Source organism: Pseudomonas sp. NPDC087690, from assembly GCF_044743175.1.
Classification (GTDB): domain Bacteria; phylum Pseudomonadota; class Gammaproteobacteria; order Pseudomonadales; family Pseudomonadaceae; genus Aquipseudomonas.
The window spans coordinates 264,899-286,130 of record NZ_JBIUVX010000002.1; the positions used below are offsets into that span (position 1 = coordinate 264,899).

12 protein-coding genes are annotated in these 21,232 nt (G+C 60.4%); 4 read left to right on the top strand and 8 right to left on the bottom strand.

All coding sequences use genetic code 11. From position 1 onward, the window contains the following. The first annotated feature begins 294 nt into the window (after positions 1 to 294). From ACIPIZ_RS05305 to ACIPIZ_RS05315, 3 genes are all read left to right on the top strand, one after another. A complete protein-coding gene (locus ACIPIZ_RS05305) occupies positions 295 to 945 on the top strand; it encodes an N-acetyltransferase (RefSeq protein WP_064389274.1) in 651 nt (216 codons plus the stop codon). Between the two features lie 66 nt (positions 946 to 1,011). Further along, positions 1,012 to 2,739, top strand: coding sequence for an autotransporter assembly complex family protein (locus ACIPIZ_RS05310; RefSeq protein ID WP_401164419.1), 1,728 nt, complete (start codon positions 1,012 to 1,014; stop codon positions 2,737 to 2,739). Beyond that, the gene (locus tag ACIPIZ_RS05315; protein WP_401164420.1) at positions 2,736 to 6,410 is read left to right on the top strand and encodes a translocation/assembly module TamB domain-containing protein; all 3,675 of its coding nucleotides are present in this window, start codon (positions 2,736 to 2,738) and stop codon (positions 6,408 to 6,410) included. Before ACIPIZ_RS05310 ends, ACIPIZ_RS05315 begins: the two co-directional genes overlap by 4 nt. A 193-nt stretch (positions 6,411 to 6,603) precedes the next feature. Here the strand turns inward: ACIPIZ_RS05315 and ACIPIZ_RS05320 are convergent, their stop codons facing one another. The 8 genes from ACIPIZ_RS05320 to ACIPIZ_RS05355 form a co-directional block, all read right to left on the bottom strand. Then, entirely contained in the window at positions 6,604 to 9,081 is a 2,478-nt protein-coding gene (locus ACIPIZ_RS05320; protein ID WP_401164423.1) for a fimbria/pilus outer membrane usher protein, read from the bottom strand. A gap of 84 nt (positions 9,082 to 9,165) precedes the next feature. Next, a complete protein-coding gene (locus tag ACIPIZ_RS05325; RefSeq protein ID WP_401164425.1) occupies positions 9,166 to 9,915 on the bottom strand; it encodes a molecular chaperone in 750 nt (249 codons plus the stop codon). A 72-nt stretch (positions 9,916 to 9,987) separates the two neighbouring features. Beyond that, positions 9,988 to 10,581 (bottom strand): fimbrial protein, encoded by a 594-nt coding sequence (locus ACIPIZ_RS05330; RefSeq protein ID WP_064389279.1) that lies wholly within the window; start codon positions 10,579 to 10,581, stop codon positions 9,988 to 9,990. 109 nt (positions 10,582 to 10,690) lie between these two features. Continuing rightward, positions 10,691 to 11,338 (bottom strand): response regulator, encoded by a 648-nt coding sequence (locus ACIPIZ_RS05335; protein ID WP_064389280.1) that lies wholly within the window; start codon positions 11,336 to 11,338, stop codon positions 10,691 to 10,693. Positions 11,339 to 11,360: 22 nt separating this feature from the next. Continuing rightward, a complete protein-coding gene (locus tag ACIPIZ_RS05340) occupies positions 11,361 to 14,528 on the bottom strand; it encodes an ATP-binding protein (RefSeq protein ID WP_401164428.1) in 3,168 nt (1,055 codons plus the stop codon). An 86-nt stretch (positions 14,529 to 14,614) separates the two neighbouring features. Continuing rightward, positions 14,615 to 15,802: an EAL domain-containing response regulator gene (locus ACIPIZ_RS05345; protein ID WP_122661505.1), complete on the bottom strand. Its 1,188-nt coding sequence runs from the start codon at positions 15,800 to 15,802 to the stop codon at positions 14,615 to 14,617. Beyond that, on the bottom strand, positions 15,789 to 18,590 hold the full coding sequence (locus ACIPIZ_RS05350) for an ATP-binding protein (protein WP_401164431.1): 2,802 nt from the start codon (positions 18,588 to 18,590) through the stop codon (positions 15,789 to 15,791). The genes ACIPIZ_RS05345 and ACIPIZ_RS05350 overlap by 14 nt, the downstream gene beginning before the upstream one ends. Positions 18,591 to 18,644: 54 nt before the next feature. After that, positions 18,645 to 19,613, bottom strand: a complete 969-nt coding sequence (locus ACIPIZ_RS05355; RefSeq protein WP_122661503.1) for a fimbrial protein — start codon at positions 19,611 to 19,613, stop codon at positions 18,645 to 18,647. A 179-nt stretch (positions 19,614 to 19,792) separates the two neighbouring features. Between ACIPIZ_RS05355 and ACIPIZ_RS05360 the strand changes: the two genes are divergently transcribed. Continuing rightward, positions 19,793 to 21,112: a hypothetical protein gene (locus ACIPIZ_RS05360; protein WP_401164433.1), complete on the top strand. Its 1,320-nt coding sequence runs from the start codon at positions 19,793 to 19,795 to the stop codon at positions 21,110 to 21,112. Positions 21,113 to 21,232 lie beyond the last annotated feature (120 nt).

Sequence of the window (21,232 nt, forward strand, 5' to 3'; positions counted from 1 at the left end):
TCGGCAGTCCTGGCAAAAGGGCGATGCTAGCTGACAGGGGGGAAATGGGCCAGTGTAGGAGAAATCATTTTGGCCTGTGGGATTGGTGGTGTCTGCAATGGCGCCATCGCGAGCAGGCTCACTCCTACAGGGGAACGCATTCCAAATGTAGGAGTGAGCCTGCTCGCGATAGCGCCCGCCCAGTCGATGAAGATGCCGACTTGGTCTATACCTGTGGGGAACCACGCCACCCGTAAAAGGTTCGTACCAACAAGAGCGCCGCCATTTGAACGCGCCCCGGGGAGAATCACCGTCATGCCTGAAACCCAGACCGCCATCGCCGACATTCATATGCTCGACCGCGGTTATTCCCGCGAAGCCCGCTCGCTGCTTTATCAGGCCTATCGCCACGAACCGACCTTCGGCTACCTGTTCGAAGCCGAGCGCCCCGGCTACGAACAGCGCGTGCGGGCGACGGTGCGTGAACTGGTCAAACAACACTTCCTTCAGGATCTGCCCGCCATCGGCTTGCTGGTCAATGACCGCTTGATCGGCATCGCCCTGATCGCGCCGCCGCAACGTCGCCTGGGCATCACCGAGAGTTGGGCGTGGCGCCTGCGCATGGTGCTCAGCACCGGTTTCCGCTGTACCCGCCGCTATCTGGAATACCACGATGCCGTGGCTGCCTGCGTACCCAGCGATTCGGTGCACATGCTGCCATTGCTGGGGATTCACCCACAATTTCAGGGCAAGCACTTTGGCGAGCAACTGCTGACTGCCGTACACAACTGGTGCGCGGTGGACGAAACCTCGCAAGGCGTGGTGCTCGACACCGGCAACCCGCGCTATCTGGAATTCTATAAAAGGCAGGGTTACCAAGAGATCGGCGAAGTTGCTGTCGGGCCGGTGCGCGAACACGTGTTTTTCCACGCCAATCCGCAGGTGTTACAAACTGCAACAGCATGACAATCGAACTTCTTGGGAAATTTCCTGTTCTATCACGCTCCCAAGCCCGTGATAGCATCCGCGCCTATGAAGTTTCCAGGAAGATTTACCAGTGGCGTGCTCATGCTGTTAACCAGCTGCGCGGCGCTGGCGCAAAGTGAATTGGATGTGCGGATCAAACCGTCCAACGATGAACTCAAGGCCAATATAGAAGGCTATATCGGCAGCCTCGGCGATCGTGACGAAGAAGCCCTGCAGCGCTTCAGTCGCGGTGCCGAAGAGCAGGCGCGCAAAGCGGCTCAGGCGTTGGGCTACTACCAGCCGCAGATCGAAAGTGACGTCAAGGGCGGCAAAAAACCGCGTCTGGTGCTGAACATCGATCCCGGCGAGCCGATCCGCCTGCACAACGTTACCATCCGTGTTGACGGTCCGGCTGCCTCCCTCAAATCCTTTCGTGTCCCGAAAAGCGACGTGCTCAAGTCCGGCGCGGTGCTCAACCATGGCCGTTACGAAGACGCCAAACGACTGATTCAGAATCAGGCCTCGCGCTTCGGTTTCTTCAGTGGCCATTTCACCAGTCAGAAACTCCTGGTCGACCCGCGCGCCGGTGTCGCCGACGTCGAACTGATCTACGAAAGCGGCCCGCGTTATGCGCTGGGCAAAGTCAAATTCGAAGGCGACACGCCGTTCGACGAAGACCTGCTGCAACGCATGGTGCCGTTCAAGGAAGGCGAACCGTACGACTCCGAGCTGATCGCCGAACTCAACCGTGATCTGCAATCGAGCGGTTACTTCGAAGGCGTACGCGTCGACGCGGCGCCGACTGCCGCGAAAAACGACGTAATCCCGGTGGACGTCAAACTCGACACGCGCAAGCCGCGCACCATGGGCCTGGGTCTCGGTTATTCGACCGACGTCGGCCCGCGCATCAAAGCCAACTGGACACGCCACTGGGTCAACCCACAAGGCGACAGCTATGGCTGGGAAGCCGAACTGTCGGCGCCACGACAAAACGTCGGGCTGTTCTATGACATCCCGCTCGACCCGCCGCTGACCGACAAACTGCGTTGGGCCGGCGGTTATCAATTCGAAGACATCGACGGCTCCGACACACTGAGCAAACTGCTGACCTTCGGCCCGGAATGGCACAGCAAATTACCGAGCGGCTGGCAGCGGGTGATTTCGCTGAAGTGGCAGCGCGAGGAATATGAACTCGGCGACGACTCGGGCCTGAGTACCTTGCTGATGCCCGGCATCAGTTATTCGTACCTGAAAAGCGACAACCGCATCGACCCGCACAACGGCTATCGCCTGAGCTTCGAAAGCAAAGTGGCGAAAGAAGGCCTCGGCTCGGACAACAACCTTTTATATGGCACCGCGCTGGTCAAGGGGCTGACCACGGTGTTCGACAAACACCGCTTGCTCGGTCGTGTTCAAGTCGGCGGCAGCGCCACCAATGGCTACAACTCGATTCCGCCGTCGCTGCGCTTCTTCGCCGGTGGCGATCAGAGCGTGCGCGGTTACGACTACCAGAGCCTGTCGCCGAAAAACTCCGACGGTGATCGCATCGGTGGCCGCTACATGGTCGCCGGTAGCGTCGAGTATCAATACTCGATCGCCGAGAAATGGCGCGTCGCGACCTTCGTCGACCAGGGCAACTCTTTCAACAAACTCGAACTGCCGAACCTCAAGACCGGAGTCGGTATTGGTGTGCGCTGGGTCTCGCCGGTGGGGCCGATCCGCCTCGACCTGGCCCACGCACTCGATGACGACGGCGGCATCCGGCTGCACTTTTCCATGGGGCCTGAGCTGTGAAGCGTGGTTTGAAAATAACGGCACTGGCGCTGTTGGCGCTGGTGTTGTTGATTGTATTGAGTATCAGCGTCGTACTCGGCACGGCGGCTGGCAGCCGTTGGGTGCTCGGCCTCGTGCCGGGGCTGACGGTGGAGAATTTCCAGGGTCGCCTCGGTGGGCAATGGAGCGCCGATCATCTGCTGTGGCAGCAAGACAGCAGCCGCGTCGAACTGAACAAGGCGATCTTCGCCTGGTCGCCGCTGTGCCTGACGCGCATGACCTTGTGCATCGAACAGCTCAAGGCTGATCAGGTGATTCTGCAATTCCCGCCGAGTGAAGAAACCACCGAGAGTGGCCCGATCAAACTGCCGGATCTGCAATTGCCGGTGGCCATCGAATTGGGCGATGTGCAGGTCGGCAGCCTGTTGTTCAACGGCAGCGAGCAGCTCAAGGGCTTGCAACTGGCGGCGCACTGGACCGCCCAAGGCATGCAGATCGACAGCGTGAAATTGCAGCGCGACGACCTCAGTCTGAACCTGTCCGGCACCCTCGCGCCAACCGGCAACTGGCCGCTGAACATGGCCGGTGACCTGACGTTGCCATCGCCGGGCACCAATCCGTGGACGCTGGCGTTAAAGGTTGACGGCGATCTGCTGAAAACCCTCAACCTGCACGCCGACAGTCGGGGCTACCTCGACGGCCAGTTGAGTGGCCAACTGCAACCGCTGGCGGAAAACCTGCCGGCAAAAGTACGCATCACTTCCGAGGCGTTCAAACCGAGCGCTGACCTGCCGGACACCCTGCAACTCAATCAACTGCTGCTGACCGGCGAAGGCGACCTGAAAAACGGTTATCAGCTCAACGGCAACGCCACACTGCCCGCTGATAAAGGCCCGGTGGCGCTGCTGCTCAAAGGCAAGGTCGACGCCAGCGGCGCGCAGATTGCCGGTCTCGACCTGACCGCCAACGACAAACAAAGCCTGAAACTCTCCGGCAGCGTCGACTGGAGCAAAGGCCTCAGCGCGCAAGCCAACATCAACTGGCAGGATTTTCCGTGGCATCGGCTCTATAACGAAATCGACGAGCCACAGGTCGCTTTGCGCACCTTCACTGGCGAGGTTTCCTACACCGACGGTCAATACCTCGGCAATTTCGCCGCCGCGCTGGATGGCCCGGCGGGGGCGTTTACCCTGAGCAGTCCGTTCAGCGGCAGCCTTAAACAGATCGCTTTGCCGCAGTTGAAAATGGAGGCCGGGCAGGGCAAAGCGGAAGGGCACGTCAACGTCCAGTTCGCCGACGGCATCGCCTGGGACACGGCGCTGGAGCTGTCGGCGCTCAACCCAGCGTACTGGGTCGCCGAGTTGCCGGGCACTTTGGCCGGGCCGCTGAAAAGCCAAGGCGAAATGAAGAATGAACGCCTGAGCCTCACCGCTGACCTCGACTTGAAAGGCAAACTGCGCGGGCAACCGGCGATCCTCCAGGCCAAGGCCGACGGCGCTGGTGAACAATGGAACCTGAATGCCCTGCAAATCCGCCTTGGCGACAACAGCATCAGCGGCAAGGGCAGCCTGCAACAGAAACTCACCGGGCAGATCGACATCAAGTTGTCGCGACTGGCTCAGCTCTGGCCGCAACTGCGCGGGCAGGTCAACGGCCAGGTCAATGTCGCCGGCACGTTGAAAGCGCCACAGGGCAAGCTCGGTCTGCAGGGTTCGCAATTGGCCTTCCAGGACAATCGCCTGCAAAGCCTCAACCTCGACGCCACGCTCGACAGTGCGCAACGGGCGAAAATCGATCTGAAGGGCAGCGGCATTCAGGCCGGCGATACCAACCTGGGCGTGTTGACCGCCAGCGCTCAAGGCGACATCAAGAACCAGAAACTCAACCTCGACCTGATCGGGCCGCAGCTGAAACTGGCCCTTGGCCTGGACGGCAATCTGGACAAGGGCAACTGGCGCGGGCGCCTGGCCAGCGGCGATATTCAGGCCGGCGGCCAGGACTGGAAACTGCAGAATCCGGCCAAACTCGAACGTCTCGCCGACGGCAAAATCAACTTCGGCGCGCATTGCTGGGTGTCCGGCGATGCCAGCCTGTGTGGTGAAGATCAGCGCCTGATGCCGGAGCCGAAACTGCGCTACCACCTCAAGCAATTTCCGATCGAAAGCCTGGCGCAATGGCTGCCAAAAGACTTCGCCTGGAAAGGCAGGCTCAACGCCGATCTGCAACTGGATCTGCCGGCCAGCGGCCCGAACGGCGTGGTCAGTGTCGACGCCAGCGGCGGCACTTTGCGCATGAAGGACAAGGATCAGTGGCTGGACTTCCCGTACCAGACCCTGAAACTCACTAGCAAACTGACGCCGAAACGCGTCGACACCGAACTCAATTTCGTCGGCGGCAAACTCGGCGAACTGATGGTGCAGGCGCAGCTCAATCCGTTGCCGAAAAACAAACCACTGAGCGGCTCGTTCCGTCTTTCCGGGCTGGACTTGTCGGTGGCGCGGCCGTTTGTGCCGATGGTCGAGAAACTCACCGGACGCCTCAACGGCAGCGGCACCATCTCTGGTGGATTGCTGGCGCCGCTGGTCAACGGCACCGTGCAACTGAGCGACGGCGAAGTGTCCGGCGCCGAGTTGCCGATGGAGCTGCAGAACCTGCAACTCACCGCCCTGATTGCCGGCGAATCGGTACGCCTCGACGGCGGCTGGCAAAGCGGCAAGAGCGGGCAGGGCAGCCTCAACGGTAACGTTGCCTGGGGCCAGGCGCTGGTGGTTGATCTGGCATTGAAAGGCACGCAATTACCGGTCACCGTCGAGCCGTACGCCAAGCTTGAAGTGGCGCCGGACCTGAAGATTTCCATGGCTGGCGACGAACTGAAAATCGCCGGCAAAGTGCAGGTGCCTAAAGGCGAAATCACCGTGCGGGAGCTGCCGCCGTCAACGGTGAAAGTCTCCGACGACACGATCATCGTCGGCGCGCAGACCGAAGAGGGAAAACCGCCGATGGCCATGAAAATGGACATCGACGTGGTGGTCGGTGAGGACAAACTGGCTTTTGCCGGCTTTGGTCTGACCGCCAACGTGCAAGGGCATGTGCACATTGGCGACAACATGGACACCCGTGGTGAACTGTGGCTCAACGATGGCCGCTACAGCGCCTACGGCCAGCGTCTGCAAGTGCGGCGTGCGCGTCTGTTGTTCGCAGGTCCCCTCGATCAGCCGTATCTGGACATCGAAGCGATTCGCCAGACCGACGACGTGATCGCCGGTATCCGCCTCAGTGGCAGTGCTGAGCAACCGACCACGCAGATCTTCTCCGAACCGGCGATGAGTCAGGAGCAGGCCTTGTCCTATCTGGTGCTGGGCCGTCCGCTGAGTACCAGCGGCGAAGACAACAACATGCTCGCGCAAGCGGCGTTGGGTCTGGGCTTGATGGGCAGTTCCGGGGTCACCAGCGGCCTGGCCAAGGATCTGGGCATTCAGGACTTCCAGCTCGACACCGCAGGCAGCGGCGATGCCACCAGCGTGGTGGCCAGCGGCAATATTACCGAGAAGCTCAGTTTGCGTTATGGCGTCGGCGTGTTTGAACCGGCCAGCACCATCGCGTTGCGTTACAAGCTGAGCAAGAAGGTGTATGTCGAGGCGGCCAGTGGTGTGGCCAGTTCGCTGGATATTTTCTACAAGCGCGATTTCTAGATCGTAACTGGTTATTTGAACCGAGGCGCGGCCTTCGCGAGCAGGCTCGCTCTTACATTGGGAATGCGTTCCCTTTGTAGGAGTGAGCCTGCTCGCGATGGCGTTGTTTCGGTCAACATCAATGGTGCGTCTGATGGCCTGATCGCGAGCAGGCTCACTCCTACATTGATCTGTGGCGGGCTAGAATTTTGTGTTACCGGCACACCAGCGACACCCGCTCATAGTTCAGCGCCTTATTGCGTTCCGGCAGTGTGTAAGGCGCCTCGCAGCGCTGGCCTTGCCAGACGATGACGAGGCTGCCGGTGTCGCTTTCCACCAGCGCCAGTGCTTTGCCGCTCGGGTCGGAGATCGCCAGTTGTTTGCCGGCGCTGTCTTCCAGCGAAGCACCGAACGGGATCGGCTGGCGCTGCGCATCGAACAAGGCAAATTGCACGCGCCGTCCAGTCTTGCTGGCATAGCGCGCCAGCACCACTGCTCCACGGCGCGGCACCACTTGCCGGGTCGCATTGTCAATTTCGATATCGGCGCCCAGATCGCGGGTGTCGAGGTTGATCCAGTTGACCCGATAGGGTTGCGCATTGGGCACCACGGCATAGCCGTTACGCCCGGTTTTCGCCCCGGAGAAGCTGCCGATTTTCACCCCGGAAACGCCTTCGACCTGCGCCAGTGCAAACGTCTCACCGACGGTTTGGCCCAGGTTGATACCGCCGCCGTGACCGACGATCGAGCCGGCCAGATTAAGGTTCTGCGAGTTGTAGCCGCGCCCCTGGCTGTATCCGGCGCTGATGTCCATCACCGAGGTGCGGGTGCTGAGGTTGGCTGAACCGCTGCTGCCACCGGTGCTGCTGGTGCCGCCCTGCACCGAGTAATAAGTGTCGCTGCCTTGCGTCAGGTAGCCGTTGATCCCGACCTGAGTGCTGTCGGTGGCTTTCTGTGTACTGGCGGAAACAAAGGCGCGGGGTGCACGAGGTTTCGAACCCAGCGGAAAAGACAGTGACAGGTTGACCAGGGTGTCGTTGTTCGCCGGCCCATAGTTGCCGATATCCTTGGTGTAGGTGGCGCCGAGGTTGTAACTGACTTCGCCCCAATAGTTGCTGTAACCCGCCGACAGGCTTTGCGAGCCACCGCGGCCCCAATAGCGCTGGTCACTGGCGTTGAGGTAGACGCTGCCAAATTGCTGGTTACGCCCCAGGCTCTGGTTGACGGTCAGGTCGGTGCGGGTTTTCGAGTTGCCCGTGCGCTTCTCGCCTTCGTTGCTCAGTTCCTCGACGTGCTCGGTGAGGGTGCGATAGCCCTCGGTCGAATAGCGATAGGCAGCGAGGGTGAAGCTGGTGTCGGTACCGGTAAAGGTCTTGGCGTACAGCGCCCGCAAGCTGTTGCCTTTGACCACTTGGCCAAAGGTGCGACTGGCGGAATGCGTCACGTCGAGCGACACGGCGCCGATGGGTGTATTGCGCCCTGCGCCCACGGACAACGCCTGGAAGTCCTCGGTCGCTTGTACGCCGACAATGCCGGACAAGTTACTGCTGACACCATAGGCCAGCGTGCTGCTGAGAAACTGCGGCGACTGCTGATCGTCGCTGTTGCTGTTGTAGCGGCCGACCGAGACGCTGTATTTCAACTGCCCTTGGCGCACCATGATCGGCAGGCTGGAAAACGCCTGCACCGTCACCCGGCGCTGACCGTCGGCCTCGATAATCGTCACTTCCAGATCACCGTTGGAGCCACTGGGATAAATATCGCTGATCTCGAATGGACCCGGCGGCACGTTGGTGGTGTAGAGGATGTAGTTGTTCTGGCGAATTTCCACGGTGGCGCTGGACTGTGCAATCCCGCGAATGATCGGTGCATAGCCGCGTTCGCTGTCGGCGCGCATGCCGTCGTCGGAAGCCAGTTTCAGGCCGCGATAACGCACGCTGTCGAACAGGTCGGCATCGGAAAAAATATCCCCGGCGCTAAACTGGCCCTTCAGCGCGGTCAGGTCATGTTGCAGATAGCTGCGGTTGCTCTTGAACGTACTCGGCTGGCCGGTGCTGCTGTTGAAGTTGGACTCGTTGCGCAGGCGCCAGCCACCGAGGTTGATGCCGTTGCGCAGGCCGACGTTGTTGGAAATCGTGTCGGCGGTCTGCGTGCTATTGCGGTTGCTGCTCACTTGATAGTTGATAAATGCCGCCGGCACGCCTTCGTCCCACAGGGCCGGGTCGACGTAGCCACGTCGACCGCGCTCCATGGCGCTTTGCGGCACGCTGACCAGCAAACGCAAGCGCGGCACGTCATAGCGCACGGTGGCATGCTCGATCAATGCGGGGAGGTCGAGGCAGGCGTTTGGATCGTCAGCGTCGAGTTTGCCGCTGGCCTGCAACCGGGCAATGTCGACGCCCAACTGCTGGACCGTCTCCAGGGTCAGGCAGGCCTGAATTTTGCCGCTGCCGGGGTGGCGTCGGAAATCGATGTCGCGACGACCGACCAGCGTGTCGTTGCTGTAGAGGTCAACCCGGTAGTTGCCGGGGAGTACGCTGTTGCTGGCGAGCAGCGATTGCACATCGACGGTGGACGCGGCGCCTTGCAGAAACGACGTATTGAACTGTTCATCGCCATCAGCCTGGCATGCCGTGCTGATGGCGGAGGCGATCAACAACGACGCCAGACTGTCGCGTTTGAGTAAAAACATGCAGGAACCCTATATCACCTCCGATACGAACTAACGGAGCGAAGAGAAATACAGTGAAAGTGCGCTATCAAAGCGACTCGCGACTTATGGAGATTCGTTCTTTGGGCGAGCGCGGGTTTCGGCGCTGTTGGAAAGTTGCGCGGTAAAACGATCTTGGGCGCCATAGTCATTAATGCTGCTGAACAACAAAGTTGGCGTGTTCGTCGAGTGAAGTTGTTTTAGGGCGAACTCTTTGCGTTCGCCGGGGGCGATCATCAGCGAGTCAAACGGATGCTCGCTGAGTGCGCCGGATTGCAGGGTGATATCGGCAATCGACACGTGATAAAGACCGGGGTTGTTCACCACCAGCACGCTTTTGCCGGCGCGCTCGGCCAGGCACCAGGTCAACTCACCCGGTGCCAGATACGCGTTGTTTTTCATGCCTGCGGGGCGGAAGAACACCTTGATGCGCTGGCGTACGGCGAGCTGCAAGGTGTTTTCGGTCTTCGCGGTCTGGGGGATTTCCTGCACGTTGAGCCAGACCACCGATTCGCGGTCGGTCGGCATGCCGGTGCCTTCGTAGATGACCCGCAGTATTTGCTGTTCTTCGCCGCTGACGCGCACCAGCGGCGGCGTCACCGCAAACGGCACGGAAGCGGTTTCGCTGGCATCGGTGTCGATCCATGACTGGATCAACACGTCTTCACCGCTGTTGCGCACGGTGATGCCGGCTTCCTTATGCTGGCCGTCGAAGACCAGGCGGGTGCTGCTCAAGGAAATCCCGGCCGTGGCCTGATTAACTATCAACAGACCCAGCAGGCCCGCACAAAACGACAATGAATGACGATAAAACATGATGGCTACCGCGCAGATAATTGAAAGCACGGGGCCGCGAGGCCCCGCACCGGGTTCGAAAGTTCGCGCGGGTTATTCGTATTGCAGGGTGAACGGCAGGGTGGCGTCGCCGCGACCGGCAACAGCCAGTTTCGGGTCAACCGTGGTGACGTAGGCGGCCGAAAATTTCAGTGTGGTATTGCTGTCCTGCAGGGTGTTTTCGATCTTCGCGGTGGCTGGCGAACTCAAGTCGATCACGGCGCCATTGGCGTCGAGCAAGGCGATACCGATGCCTTTTGCAGCCCCCAGGCCGCTGATCAGTCGCAGCACTTTAGTGCCAGGTTCGATGCCCGAGCCGGCGCCCTTGGTCGGTTCAAAGATCATCGCAACCTTGGTGCCGGCGTTGCAGTTGATCTTCATGTCGAAGTTCTCGACGCTCAACGTACCGTTGCCTTTCGGCGCGGTGGCGGTGCCCATGTCCTTGATCGACACTTCCCCCATGGCGACGGAGATGGTTTTGTCCTTGCCGGCGCTTTCAACCGAACAGGCGTCGTTGTTGATGGTGCCGGTGAAGTTGATGGTGCCGCTGCCGGCTTTGGTCGGGGTCACTGGCGGGTCGGCTGCCAGGACATTGCCGGCCGCAGCAAACATCGAAAGGGCGAGAAGCGTTCGGGACAACTTTTTCATGTTGCTTTTTCCATTGGTGGGGATAAGGCAACACAATAAAATGCGGTTTACCGGTGGAACATCAGACGATCCTTAGAAGTTCGGAAACTGCCGGAAAGTGTCTTTTTCATTAGTTAAACAAGTTACGTTCTATGCAGTAAGTCAATAACTCTTGGTCGCTGCTGACGTCCAGTTTGCGCATTGCCGAGATTTTCTGCGTGCTGATGGTCTTGGCACTTCTGTTCAAGTGGCGGGCAATGTCGTTGACGCCTTGGCCCTGAACGAACAAACGCAGGATTTCATGTTCCTTCGGCGACAGCCTTGAAAAGCGTTCGTCCAGATCAGCGCCGTCGTTCACTACGGATGTCGGCGCGGGTGCCTGCCAGCGCACCGGGTTGCCTTTGGCGATGGCTCTGAGTGCTGTCTCGATTTCGTCGTGCAACTGGTTTTTCTGAATGACCGCCAGCACACCCAGTTCCTGCAGGCGCGTGAGGATCAACGGATTGGAAATCATCGTCAGTACCAGTACCCGAACCTTGGGAAAGTGCCTTATCAAGTACTCCACCAGTTTCAGGCCGTCACCGTAAGGCGAAGCGGCGGGCATGTTGAAGTCGGTGATCAACAGATCTACAGGCTTGGTCTCCAGCAGCTTGATCAGCTCATCGGAGCCAACGGCTTCGCCCACCACGCGAAAGCGTTGGTCACGCTCGACCAGTTCCCGCACCCCCAGCAGCACGATGGGGTGATCATCGGCAATGACAACGTTGAAGGTTTCCATGAGTGATTTATCCAGAGTGAAGTTATTCGAGGGAGTCGAGCAGATCTTGCAGCCGCGTCAGATTCTGTCGCACCGCCACGGCCAGAGCGGGCGTCACGGCCATGCCGGTCAAACGACATTCCAGCTCGACAAACGCGCTGGCCAGCGCATTGATCTGCACCGCCCCCAGCGCCCCTGCCATGCTGTGCAGTTGCTGCGCCACGCTGTTGGCGTCTGCCGCATCCAGTGCCGCCAGGGTGGTCTGAATATCTTGGCGCAGGGTGGTGACAAACAACTCGCGCATTTTTGCAGATAGCGGCGGCGGGGCATCGATAACGGGGGGCACAGCGATTTTGCAATGTTGCTCAAGTTGCGTACGCAGGGTGGCAAGGTTAAGCGGCTTGACCATCCACGCGTTCATGCCGACGGCGGCGCAGCGCTCGCCTTCTTCGCGCAGGGCGTTGGCGGTGACGCCGATGATCGGCAGTGTCGAGTCCTGCTGGCGTACTGCTTCAGCTAACCGGTAGCCGTTCATGACCGGCATGTTGACGTCGGTCAGCAGCAGATCGAAGCGGCCGGGCGCCCACTGCGCCAGGGCCTGTTCGCCATTCGCAGCGACGATCACCGAGCAGCCGAGGGCTTCCAGTTGTTCCTTGATGATCGCCGCGTTGATCACGTTGTCTTCGGCCACCAGCACCTGCAGATTCAGTGGGCGAGTCTTTGCCTGCAACGCGGCGGGGCGCTGCGCATTGGCGCCGTGTTGTGCCAGATAAATCGCCCAGGCAATCGCGCGTACATCGTCGGCGTCGACCGCCCAGTCTGCATCGCTTGGCTGCGCCGGATTGGGGCCGCCCGCAATGGCAACGATCCTTGGCCCGCTCCAGTGCGGGGCGTTGTCGAGCGGGGTGAGGTCCACCAGCAGCGCCGAGGATGGCGGCATCTCGGTCGTCACCAAGCGGCAATCCAGACCAAAACGCTTGAGCCAGGCCATCAGGTACAGCGCCAGTTCGCTGATCGGTGCACGTACATAAACGGCGGGGCTGCTGGCCACGAAAGCGGGGCAGTCGGCCAAACTGCCCGGCCTGTTCTCCAGCGTGAGTTGCAGGGTAAAACTGCTGCCCAGTCCCGGTTCGCTGACCACGCTCAACTGGCCGTGCATCAACTCGCACAGCCATTTGCAAATGGCCAGGCCCAGACCCGCACCGGCCTGACTGTCGGCGTCGTTGACCTGATAGAACGGGTCGAACAATTGCTGTTGCTGCGCTTGGGAAATCCCCACCCCCGAATCGCTGACCTGCCACTGTACTTCGGCGTTATCGGCGGCGTTTTGCAACACGCGTACGCGCAGCACCACGCGACCGTTGTCGGTAAACTTGATCGCGTTGCTCAGCAGGTTGTTGAGGATCTGGCGGATGCGCAACGGGTCACCGCGCAGTCGATCCGGCAACGTCGAATCGATGCACGCATACAGTTGCAGGCCTTTGGCGCGGGCAAAGGCGCTGTAAGTGCGCACTACGTCTTCAGTCAGCTCTAGCGGACAGAAGTCCTGAAGCTCAAGGGTCATTTGCCCGGCTTCGATCTTCGACACGTCCAGCACATCGCTGATCAGCTTGAACAGGCTGGCGGAGGAGCGCTGGATGGTGTCCAGATAATCCTGCTGGCGCGGCGCGAGCGGCGTCAGGCCGAGCAATTCGAGGGTGCCCAGCACGCCATAGAGAGGGGTGCGAATCTCATGGCTCATGGTGGCGAGGAAGCGGCTCTTGGCCTGGTTGGCCGAGTCGGCGGCCTGACGGGCTTCTTCAAGAGCGGCGGCGTCTTCGATATGCCGAGTCACGTCATGCAACGCACACAACCAGGCATCCTGGCCTTGATAGCGCGTCGAGACGAAGGCCAGATGCAGATGACGCCCGTCGATCTCGAGATCGGCATGCCCGGACTCGCTGTGCGCCTTGAGCAGGCTCATCAAACGGCTGCTGTCGTGCCATTGCTGGGCGCGCTGGTTTTCCAGGAGCACTTGGTGATCGCTGCGGCGGATCACACAGAGGCCGGTCGGCGCGGTGTCGATCACCGCACGGCTGAACGCCTCGCTTTCGGCAATGCTCGCGTGCGCACTTTGCGCGGGGATGATCACGCGCGCGGTGTACCAGCGATTGATGACGCGACCGCAACCAAGCAACGCCAGCACCACCGCCACGAGGCACAGCAATGGCCACAGCGCGTAACTGAGAAAACTGCGCAGGCTGATGACGTAGATTGCGGTCCAGTGCTGTGCGCCGGGGCTGCTCAGTTTGAACACCAGGCCGTCACGGTCGAAATTTATCCCCTCATCCAGTACCTGGTCGGATCTCTGTGCGCCGGTCAGGACCACGCCGGCCGGGGTGATCAAGGTGAAGTCATCGTAAATCGACCACTCCATCAATCGCTCGATGTTGTTGACCTGAGACAGTTTCAGCAGCGTCCCGACCACCACCCAGGAATCGGCGCCCTCGATGGTCAGCGTTGGCTGCAGCAGATTGATCCTGACGTAGGCCAGCAACGTCGGTGTTGCCTCGTGGTCCTGAGTGGGCGGGTAGGGTGCCCAATGCACTTGATGATCGGCCGCTGATGAAGGCTGTTCGCGTGTGTGCTGGTTCACCTGGCTCATGACTTGGGCAAACGCGCCGATCTGCATCGGGCCAGCACCGCGCAAGCGCCCGGCGGAGGGCACGGCCACGTCGAAATTGTCGGGGCCATTGAGCAGGATCACTTGCGGCGACTGATAGTGCGATGCCGCCCAGAACGCGCTGTAGTAGGCGGCCAGATAACTGCCCAGCGCGAAAACCTTGGGGTATTGGTCGGCGGCGATTCTGTGCGGATCGATCTTGACACTGAACGGCAGTGAAAACGGCAAGCCGCGACCTTCATAGATATTCGGACCTTCATCGGGCAGCAGCTTTTGCGAATAGGTGGGCAACACCACCAAAGGGAAATATCGACCCTTGGCACTGGCCTGGGAGATATCGCGCAGAAACACTTCCTGCTCGTGGATGTTCTCCATCAATCGGGCGAAGTGAAACTGCAGGGTGTCGCGCTGCTCTTCGAGCATGCGCAGCACCCCCACATAGCTGATGCCCAACAGCAGCAACACCAGTGCGCCGAGCAGCAGCAGCGTTTTGTTCAAACGCAGCGAACTGCTGGCCAGTTTGTCCAGAAATGCATTGGTATGCGGCATTACAGCGCCTGACCAGCGGTGATGGGGCAGTCTTGGGACACAGTGACCTCGGTAGCAAGCGACGTTCAACAATAGCCACGTGCCGCTCACCAGGCGTTCGCTGGCCCGTCGTGGGTCAGCAACTGCTGGAACTGATCTGCAGAGACGGCGTGGGAGATCAGGAAACCCTGAACCTGAGTGCAGTCGATTTTACGCAACAGAGCAAGTTCTTGTGCGGTTTCTACACCTTCGGCCACCACCGTCAGGCCCAATTGCCGACCGAGGCTGACAATACTGGTCAACGCCTGCGCGAGTTCGGCGTTGGCATGGCAACCCTGGACCAGTGCGCGGTCGATTTTCAGTTCGGTGAACGGCGCCGACACCAGGTTCATATACGAGCTGTAGCCCTTGCCAAAATCATCCTGCGACAGGCCGAAACCTTTGATCCGCAAGCGGCAGGCGCCGGCGTAGAAATTGCTGATGTCATCGGGCACCGAGCACTCCATCAATTCGAAACAGATCCGCGCGGGCAAGCCTTGATGGGCAAGCACGAAGGCGAGAATGCGATCAGGCAGGTCATGGCTGTTGAGCAGGTGCGTGGGCAGGTTGACCGAGACCGGAATGTCATAACCCTGCTCGCGCCACGTAGCCTGGGCGGCGATCGCCTGTTTCAGCACGCACCAGAGCAACGGCTCTTCGAGACCAAAAGCAATCAACGCCGGCAAAAATACCCCGGGCAACAGCGTGCCATGTTCAGGATGATTCCAGCGTACCAGCGCTTCGGCGGCGACGATCCGGCCATTGTTCAAAGCCTTCTTCGGTTGAAACCAGGCTTGCAGCTCACCGTTGTCGAGGGCATTGCAAATACTCTGGCGATCAATGCCGGGATGCGTCGCCGCCGGGACGCTCTGGCGCAGCGCCTGCAATTGATCGATCAGGCAGCGCAGGGCGGCCGCATTCACCGGTTTCGAAATCAGTCCGATGACTTTCACTTGCAGGTTGCTCGCGACCAGACTGGCGCCCATCAACATGCGTCGCGAGGCGGCGCTCATGATCGCCAGTGCCGGGCGCGAACGCTGCGCGGCGAGGCCCTGAATAAACTGCACGCCGTCCATGCCCGGCATCAGCAAATCGGTGAGCACCAGATCGAAGTCGCGGTGTTTCAGGCAGTCCAATGCTTCTTCGCCGTCCCTGGCGCACGCCAGATCGAAGTCGCCCAACTCGCTGAACAGGTTCTGCAAATACAGGTGCTGGAAGGGGTGGTCTTCGACAATCAGAATGCTACAGGGCTTCATGGGCGACTCGTTCGTAGGGAGCCAGGACAGCGAACAAGGCTCGAAGCGTAAAAGGTTTGACCAGGCAGTGATTCATGCCGGCAGCCAGGCACAGCGCGTCCTCACCGCGCAGGGCGTTGGCGGTCGCGCCGATGATCGGAATGCTGCAACCGAGGCGCCGCAGGGCTTTGGCTAACTCGTAACCGTTGAGACGGGGCATGTTGACGTCGGTCAGAACCAGGTCGAACGCAGCGTCGGGCCACAGCGCCAAGGCCTCTTCACCATCGCTGGCCAGCGCCACCGTGCAGCCGAGTTCTTCGAGCTGATCGCGCAGGATCAGTTGATTGATGACGTTGTCTTCGACCACCAGGATGTGCAGGTGCAACGGGCGCAGCGCATGGGGTTCAGTGTCTGGCGGGCGGTGGATGATCTGGCCGTTCTGGGCCTGGCGAACGGCGCGTTGAATCGCCAGCAGATCATTCAGATTGACCTGCCAGCCGTTGCCGCTGAATTGCGGCTCATGGGCGCCGTCACCGCTGGCCAGTACGCGCGGCCCACGCCATGTCAGGTTCGGGCGCTGTCCGAAGGCCGCGGGATACAGTTCCAGCAACACTGCCGTTGTATCAGGCTCGATGTCGTCCGGTGCGCCGATATGCGCGCGGGCGCCCCAACGACGCAACCAGCCACTGACGCTGTCGGCCAGTTCGCGCACGGGCGAAACGACATAGACAATGTCCGCTGCCAAGGGCGGCAAAGCGGCGGTTGGTGCGTCGCAGGAACGTTGCTCCAGCGGCACGCTGAGGGAAAAACTGCTGCCCAGGCCCGGCTCGCTGACCATGCGCAGGGTGCCATTCATCAAGTGGGTCAGACGCTGGCAGATCGGCAACCCCAGGCCGGTGCCGGCAACCACATTGGTGTTGCCGGCGGTCTGGTAGAACGGTTCGAAAATAAACGCCTGATCGTCATGGGCGATGCCTTTGCCGGTGTCCGAAACCTGCCATTGCAGACACACGCGTTCGCCTTCGCGAGCGAGCAGTCTGACCCGCAACACCACGCGCCCGGAATCGGTGAACTTGACCGCGTTGCTCAGCAGGTTGTTGAGGATCTGTCGTACCCGGCTGACATCGCCGATCAAGCGCTCAGGCAGTTGCGGGTCCAGGCAGGCATAGAGTTGCAGGCCTTTGCTTTGCGCGGCAGCGGCGTAACCCTGCACCACCTCGTGCACCAGGTCCGGGACGGAAAATTCGCTCAGCTCCAGCGCCAGTTGCCCGGCCTCGATCTTCGATACATCGAGCACGTCGCAAATCAACTGCAGCAACGTCGCCGATGATCCCTCGATCGCCCGCAGGTAACTTTTTTGCTGAGTGTCCAGATGCGTGCGCGCCAGCAATTCCAGGGTGCCCAATACACCATAGAGCGGGGTGCGGATTTCGTGGCTCATGGTCGCCAGAAACAAGGTCTTCGCTTCGTTGGCGGCATCCGCCGATTGGCGTGCCTGTTCCAGTGCTGCTTCGATTTGCCGCCGTGCGCTGATATCGCTAAATGCACAGAGCAACACGTCTTCACCCTTGTAGCGGGTGGGCGCACAGCTCAGGTACAGGTGACGGCCGTCGGCGGTCTCGAAGTAATCGGTCAGGCATGGTGTGGTTTCGTCAAACGCATCAAGGATCCAGCCCGCGCCCAGTTGCTCGCTGCACTGGCCCAGCCATTGCCGGGCGAGGGTGTTATCCAGCACCACTTGGCCGTCACTGCGGCGCAGCACGCACAGCGCCACCGGCGCGGTCTGAATCACGTCGCGGCTGAACAGTTCGCTTTCCACCAGCGCCTGTATGCGCTGGATCGCCGGGGTAATGACGCGATGCTCCAGACGACGAACCAACAGGCAAACCAGGCTGATACTCAACACGCAGAACAGCAGCGCACCGAGCATTTGTGGCCACAACGCACGCAGCACTGACAGCAAATCAATGGAGTAAGTCAGCTGCCAATCCGACGATTTCAGCTGTTTGCGCAACACCAACTGCTCGGGCAGCCAGCCATCGCCGACGAAGCCGAAGAAATCCTGTTGCCTTAGGAGCGGCAGGTTCTGTTCCGGCGGAGGTCTATGGCTGTTGCTGAACAGCGGTTTGCCTTGTGAGTTGAACATGGTGAACTCGCCGGCACTGTGGTCGTTCAAGGCTCTGGACACTTCACGGTCGTCCATTTCCAGACCAAGCCAGCCGGAGTGGACATCACGTTCATCCAAGCGAATGAAGATGTACAACTGCGAGTGCCCGTCTGCGGCATGGGTCAGCCACAGTTCCGACAAAGTCGCCGTGAGCTTGAGCGCTTCCAACTGATCCAGCGTGGCCTGTGGCAAACCGACGACCAGCGGTGTCGCGTTGTATAGCCGCAATACATGACCGCCGTTGCTGACATATAGCAGGTTGAGCTGCTTGGCTTTCAGGTAATCGCGCATGCGCTGGGTCAACCAGATGCTCCACTGTTTGCCCGGCGTTTGCCCCAGCAGCAGACGGATTTCTTCTTCGGACACCGGCACGTTTATTTTCGCCTTGCGTGTGGCCGACAAGCTCAGGCTCTCCAGCAGCGCTTCACGGGTGGTGAAAAAGGTGTGCGCTTCGGCGATGGCGCTGCTCATGTAGCTGCGCCGTTGGGAAATCTCATTATTGAAGGTAAACAGCAGGAAGCTGTAGACGCCGCCAAGGATGCCCACCAGCAGCACCAGGGCAAAAATGCGCAGCAGGCGCCGCGCCGCATCGGGCGAGGACAGCAGCGGGCTGATCTGATGGAGGTAGTTCTTCAATCTCATCGCGGCACTCTATGGAGGGCCGGCAGCGAGGAAAATCAGACGATCCTTAGAGTGCTACAAGTAATTGACGATGAAGGTGACTTCGGTGTTGGCGCTGCCGGCCTTGAGTTCGCCCGTGGGCAGACGGTAGTACGCGGCGGTTAACGGGATCTTGAAATCGGTGCCGGTGGTGGTGAAGGCGTTGAACGGGTAGGTGGTGTCGAATACGATCGGTTGCCCGACATCGTTCATCAATTGCAGGCCGATGCCGCTGGCGGTGGAGGTGCTATTGAGTGCAACGATGCCCTTGGTCGCGTCGATGACGGGCGTGGTGGCCTTGAGCGAATAGGTGACTTTCTTGATGCCGGTCTGGCACTGATTCAAGGCGATGTCGAAGCGCACGGTGCGGGGTTTGGCGCCCGCTTCGCTAAACTCCTGGAGTTGATAGTCATCGCCCATGGCGACCGGCACGGCAGGGGTCTGGCAGGAGGCTGCATTCAACACCAGCGCATTGGCCAGATTGAAGTTATTCAGAATCAGCTCGCCGGCTTTCAGGCTGCCGAGGTTGCCGGCCGGTATCGTGATCTGCGCCGCCAACGGGCCTGACTTGACGATTTCCAGGCGGATCGAGCCTGGCATCACGCCGTAGCCTTTTGGGGCGACCGAAAAGAGCGAGGGCTCATAGCGATCCAGCATACCCATCCAGATACGGAACGACAGCCCGGTCTTGCCCAGGGGGAAGGTCGTTACGGTACTGGTCGGGGTGCCAAATGCGGGATTGACCGCTATTCCGTAGAACGAGCTCGCATTGCACGACCAACTGTGCGAGCTCGATTGCTGCGCGGTTTCCTGATAAACCACCGTGCCATCCGGTGTGTCGGCGGGGATGGTCAGGCCGCCATTGGCCAGGCTGGCGCCGTAACTGAGCGTTTGCGTGGAAGGGGAACTGTTGAAGCTACACGTCGCCATTGCGTCCGTTGCGCATGCCAGCAACGTCGCTGCGGCAAGAGTGAGCAGGGGGCGCTGCAGAGTTATTCGCTTCATGAAAAGGGCTATACGTGTCGGCCAAAGAGCGCCGTACGTTAAACACGCCATCTGCCAATGGACATCAGGCGATTCTTAGAACACGTTCCCGCGAATGCGCAAACGCGGCGATGTATTAGACTCAGCAAAGCCTGCAAACCGTGCAGGTTGTACGGCCCCCGGTTCATCAGAGAGGTCATATGGTCCGCTTGAGTATGGTCTTGCTCGGTCACGAATTCGTCCGCAAGCGTTGGTCTGCGCTGGCGCTGACGGGCATCGTCTGGGGTGCGGCCGGTGTGGGCATCTTCATCGATGCGCTGGACGGCGTGCTGTATTTCCCGCTGCATTTCTTTGGCTATCTGTTGCTGCTCGAAGCGCTGATCCTGCTGCTGGTGCCGGCACCGCAAGCCGGCACCGCTGCGGCCCTGCGCAGAGCGCGAGGTCTGGCGTTTCTCTTGTTGGGACTGCTGATCGTCGACCGGCAACACGCCGCCGGGCTGATTCTGGCGGTGCTGTTTGGTGGGGCTTTTCTGCTTGATGGCGGCTTTCGGTTGGCGGCGGCGCTGGTGGTGCGCTTTGCCGGTTGGCAAGTGTCGCTGCTGGCGGGGTTATTCGAAATCGGTTTTGGCGTATTTATCCTCGAACCGTACCCGACGCTGTATAAGGGCACGGTGCCGTTCTGCATTGGCATGAGCCTGTTTCTCTCGGGCTGCGCGTTGTTGCGGCAAGCGGTGCGCTTTAAAAACCAGCCGCCGCTGACAAGCCCTTTGTCGGTCAGTGTGCCGGCCAGCAGCAACGCGTTGGTGATTCACGTCTGGACCCCCAGCGGCACCGTGGATGACACTTTGGTGCGCAATCGGCTGCTCAACCGCTACATCGCGGCGGTCGACATCAATGGCGTTATCTCCGCCGGTCACGCGGCACTGGAATGCGGCTCGGACATTTACATCAGTCATTACCCGCAGGATGACATTGATCGTTCGGCCGGGGATTTCGTGCGCTTGCTGCGGGCGACGCCGAACAATGATGTTGCCGGCCGATTTCTGCCTGACTATGCCGGCGAGGTGGCGGACTGGTGCCCGTCTTCGGTGCAGGTCAGTTTTGCCCGCTATGACGCCCGGCGCCTGCATGCGTTCTGGACGGAGTATCGGCAGAACAGCACGTACAACCTGACCAGTCGCAATTGTTCCAGCGCCGTCGCCCATAGCCTCGAAGCGGCCCTGGAAGGGGCGATGAACCGCGGCCATTCGAGCATGCTCGATTTCGCCCGAATCATGTTCAGCCCCGAGTTCTGGGTCGCCGCGCAAGTGCGCAAGCGCGCCGAAGTGATGGCCTGGACGCCCGGGCTGGTGCTCGACTATGCGCGGGCGCTGCATGCGGCCATCGAGCCGGCACCGCCGGGCTGGCACAGCATTTATGCGGTGAGCAAGCGTGCGTTTGGGTATGTGGCGACTGCGTTGCGCGGGCGTGAGGTGCATCCTGTGCAACCGCCATCTGTGCATCCTTCTGACGAATCCTGACCGGCTTCACACCGAGTCGCTCCAATCGCGAGCAGGCTCACTCCTACATTTGAAATGCGTTCCCTTGTAGGAGTGAGCCTGCTCGCGATGGCGTCCGCGTGGGCGCCGCAAAAACCAACT

What these genes read in the sequence shown, in the direction of transcription:
- ACIPIZ_RS05320 (WP_401164423.1), bottom strand. Translation starts at nt 9,081, where the DNA reads ATGTTTTTACTCAAACGCGACAGTCTGGCGTCGTTGTTGATCGCCTCC.
- ACIPIZ_RS05330 (WP_064389279.1), bottom strand. Translation starts at nt 10,581, where the DNA reads ATGAAAAAGTTGTCCCGAACGCTTCTCGCCCTTTCGATGTTTGCTGCG.
- ACIPIZ_RS05345 (WP_122661505.1), bottom strand. Translation starts at nt 15,802, where the DNA reads ATGAAGCCCTGTAGCATTCTGATTGTCGAAGACCACCCCTTCCAGCAC.
- ACIPIZ_RS05360 (WP_401164433.1), top strand. Translation starts at nt 19,793, where the DNA reads ATGGTCCGCTTGAGTATGGTCTTGCTCGGTCACGAATTCGTCCGCAAG.
- ACIPIZ_RS05335 (WP_064389280.1), bottom strand. Translation starts at nt 11,338, where the DNA reads ATGGAAACCTTCAACGTTGTCATTGCCGATGATCACCCCATCGTGCTG.
- ACIPIZ_RS05350 (WP_401164431.1), bottom strand. Translation starts at nt 18,590, where the DNA reads ATGAGATTGAAGAACTACCTCCATCAGATCAGCCCGCTGCTGTCCTCG.
- ACIPIZ_RS05325 (WP_401164425.1), bottom strand. Translation starts at nt 9,915, where the DNA reads ATGTTTTATCGTCATTCATTGTCGTTTTGTGCGGGCCTGCTGGGTCTG.
- ACIPIZ_RS05340 (WP_401164428.1), bottom strand. Translation starts at nt 14,528, where the DNA reads ATGCCGCATACCAATGCATTTCTGGACAAACTGGCCAGCAGTTCGCTG.
- ACIPIZ_RS05355 (WP_122661503.1), bottom strand. Translation starts at nt 19,613, where the DNA reads ATGAAGCGAATAACTCTGCAGCGCCCCCTGCTCACTCTTGCCGCAGCG.
- ACIPIZ_RS05310 (WP_401164419.1), top strand. Translation starts at nt 1,012, where the DNA reads ATGAAGTTTCCAGGAAGATTTACCAGTGGCGTGCTCATGCTGTTAACC.
- ACIPIZ_RS05305 (WP_064389274.1), top strand. Translation starts at nt 295, where the DNA reads ATGCCTGAAACCCAGACCGCCATCGCCGACATTCATATGCTCGACCGC.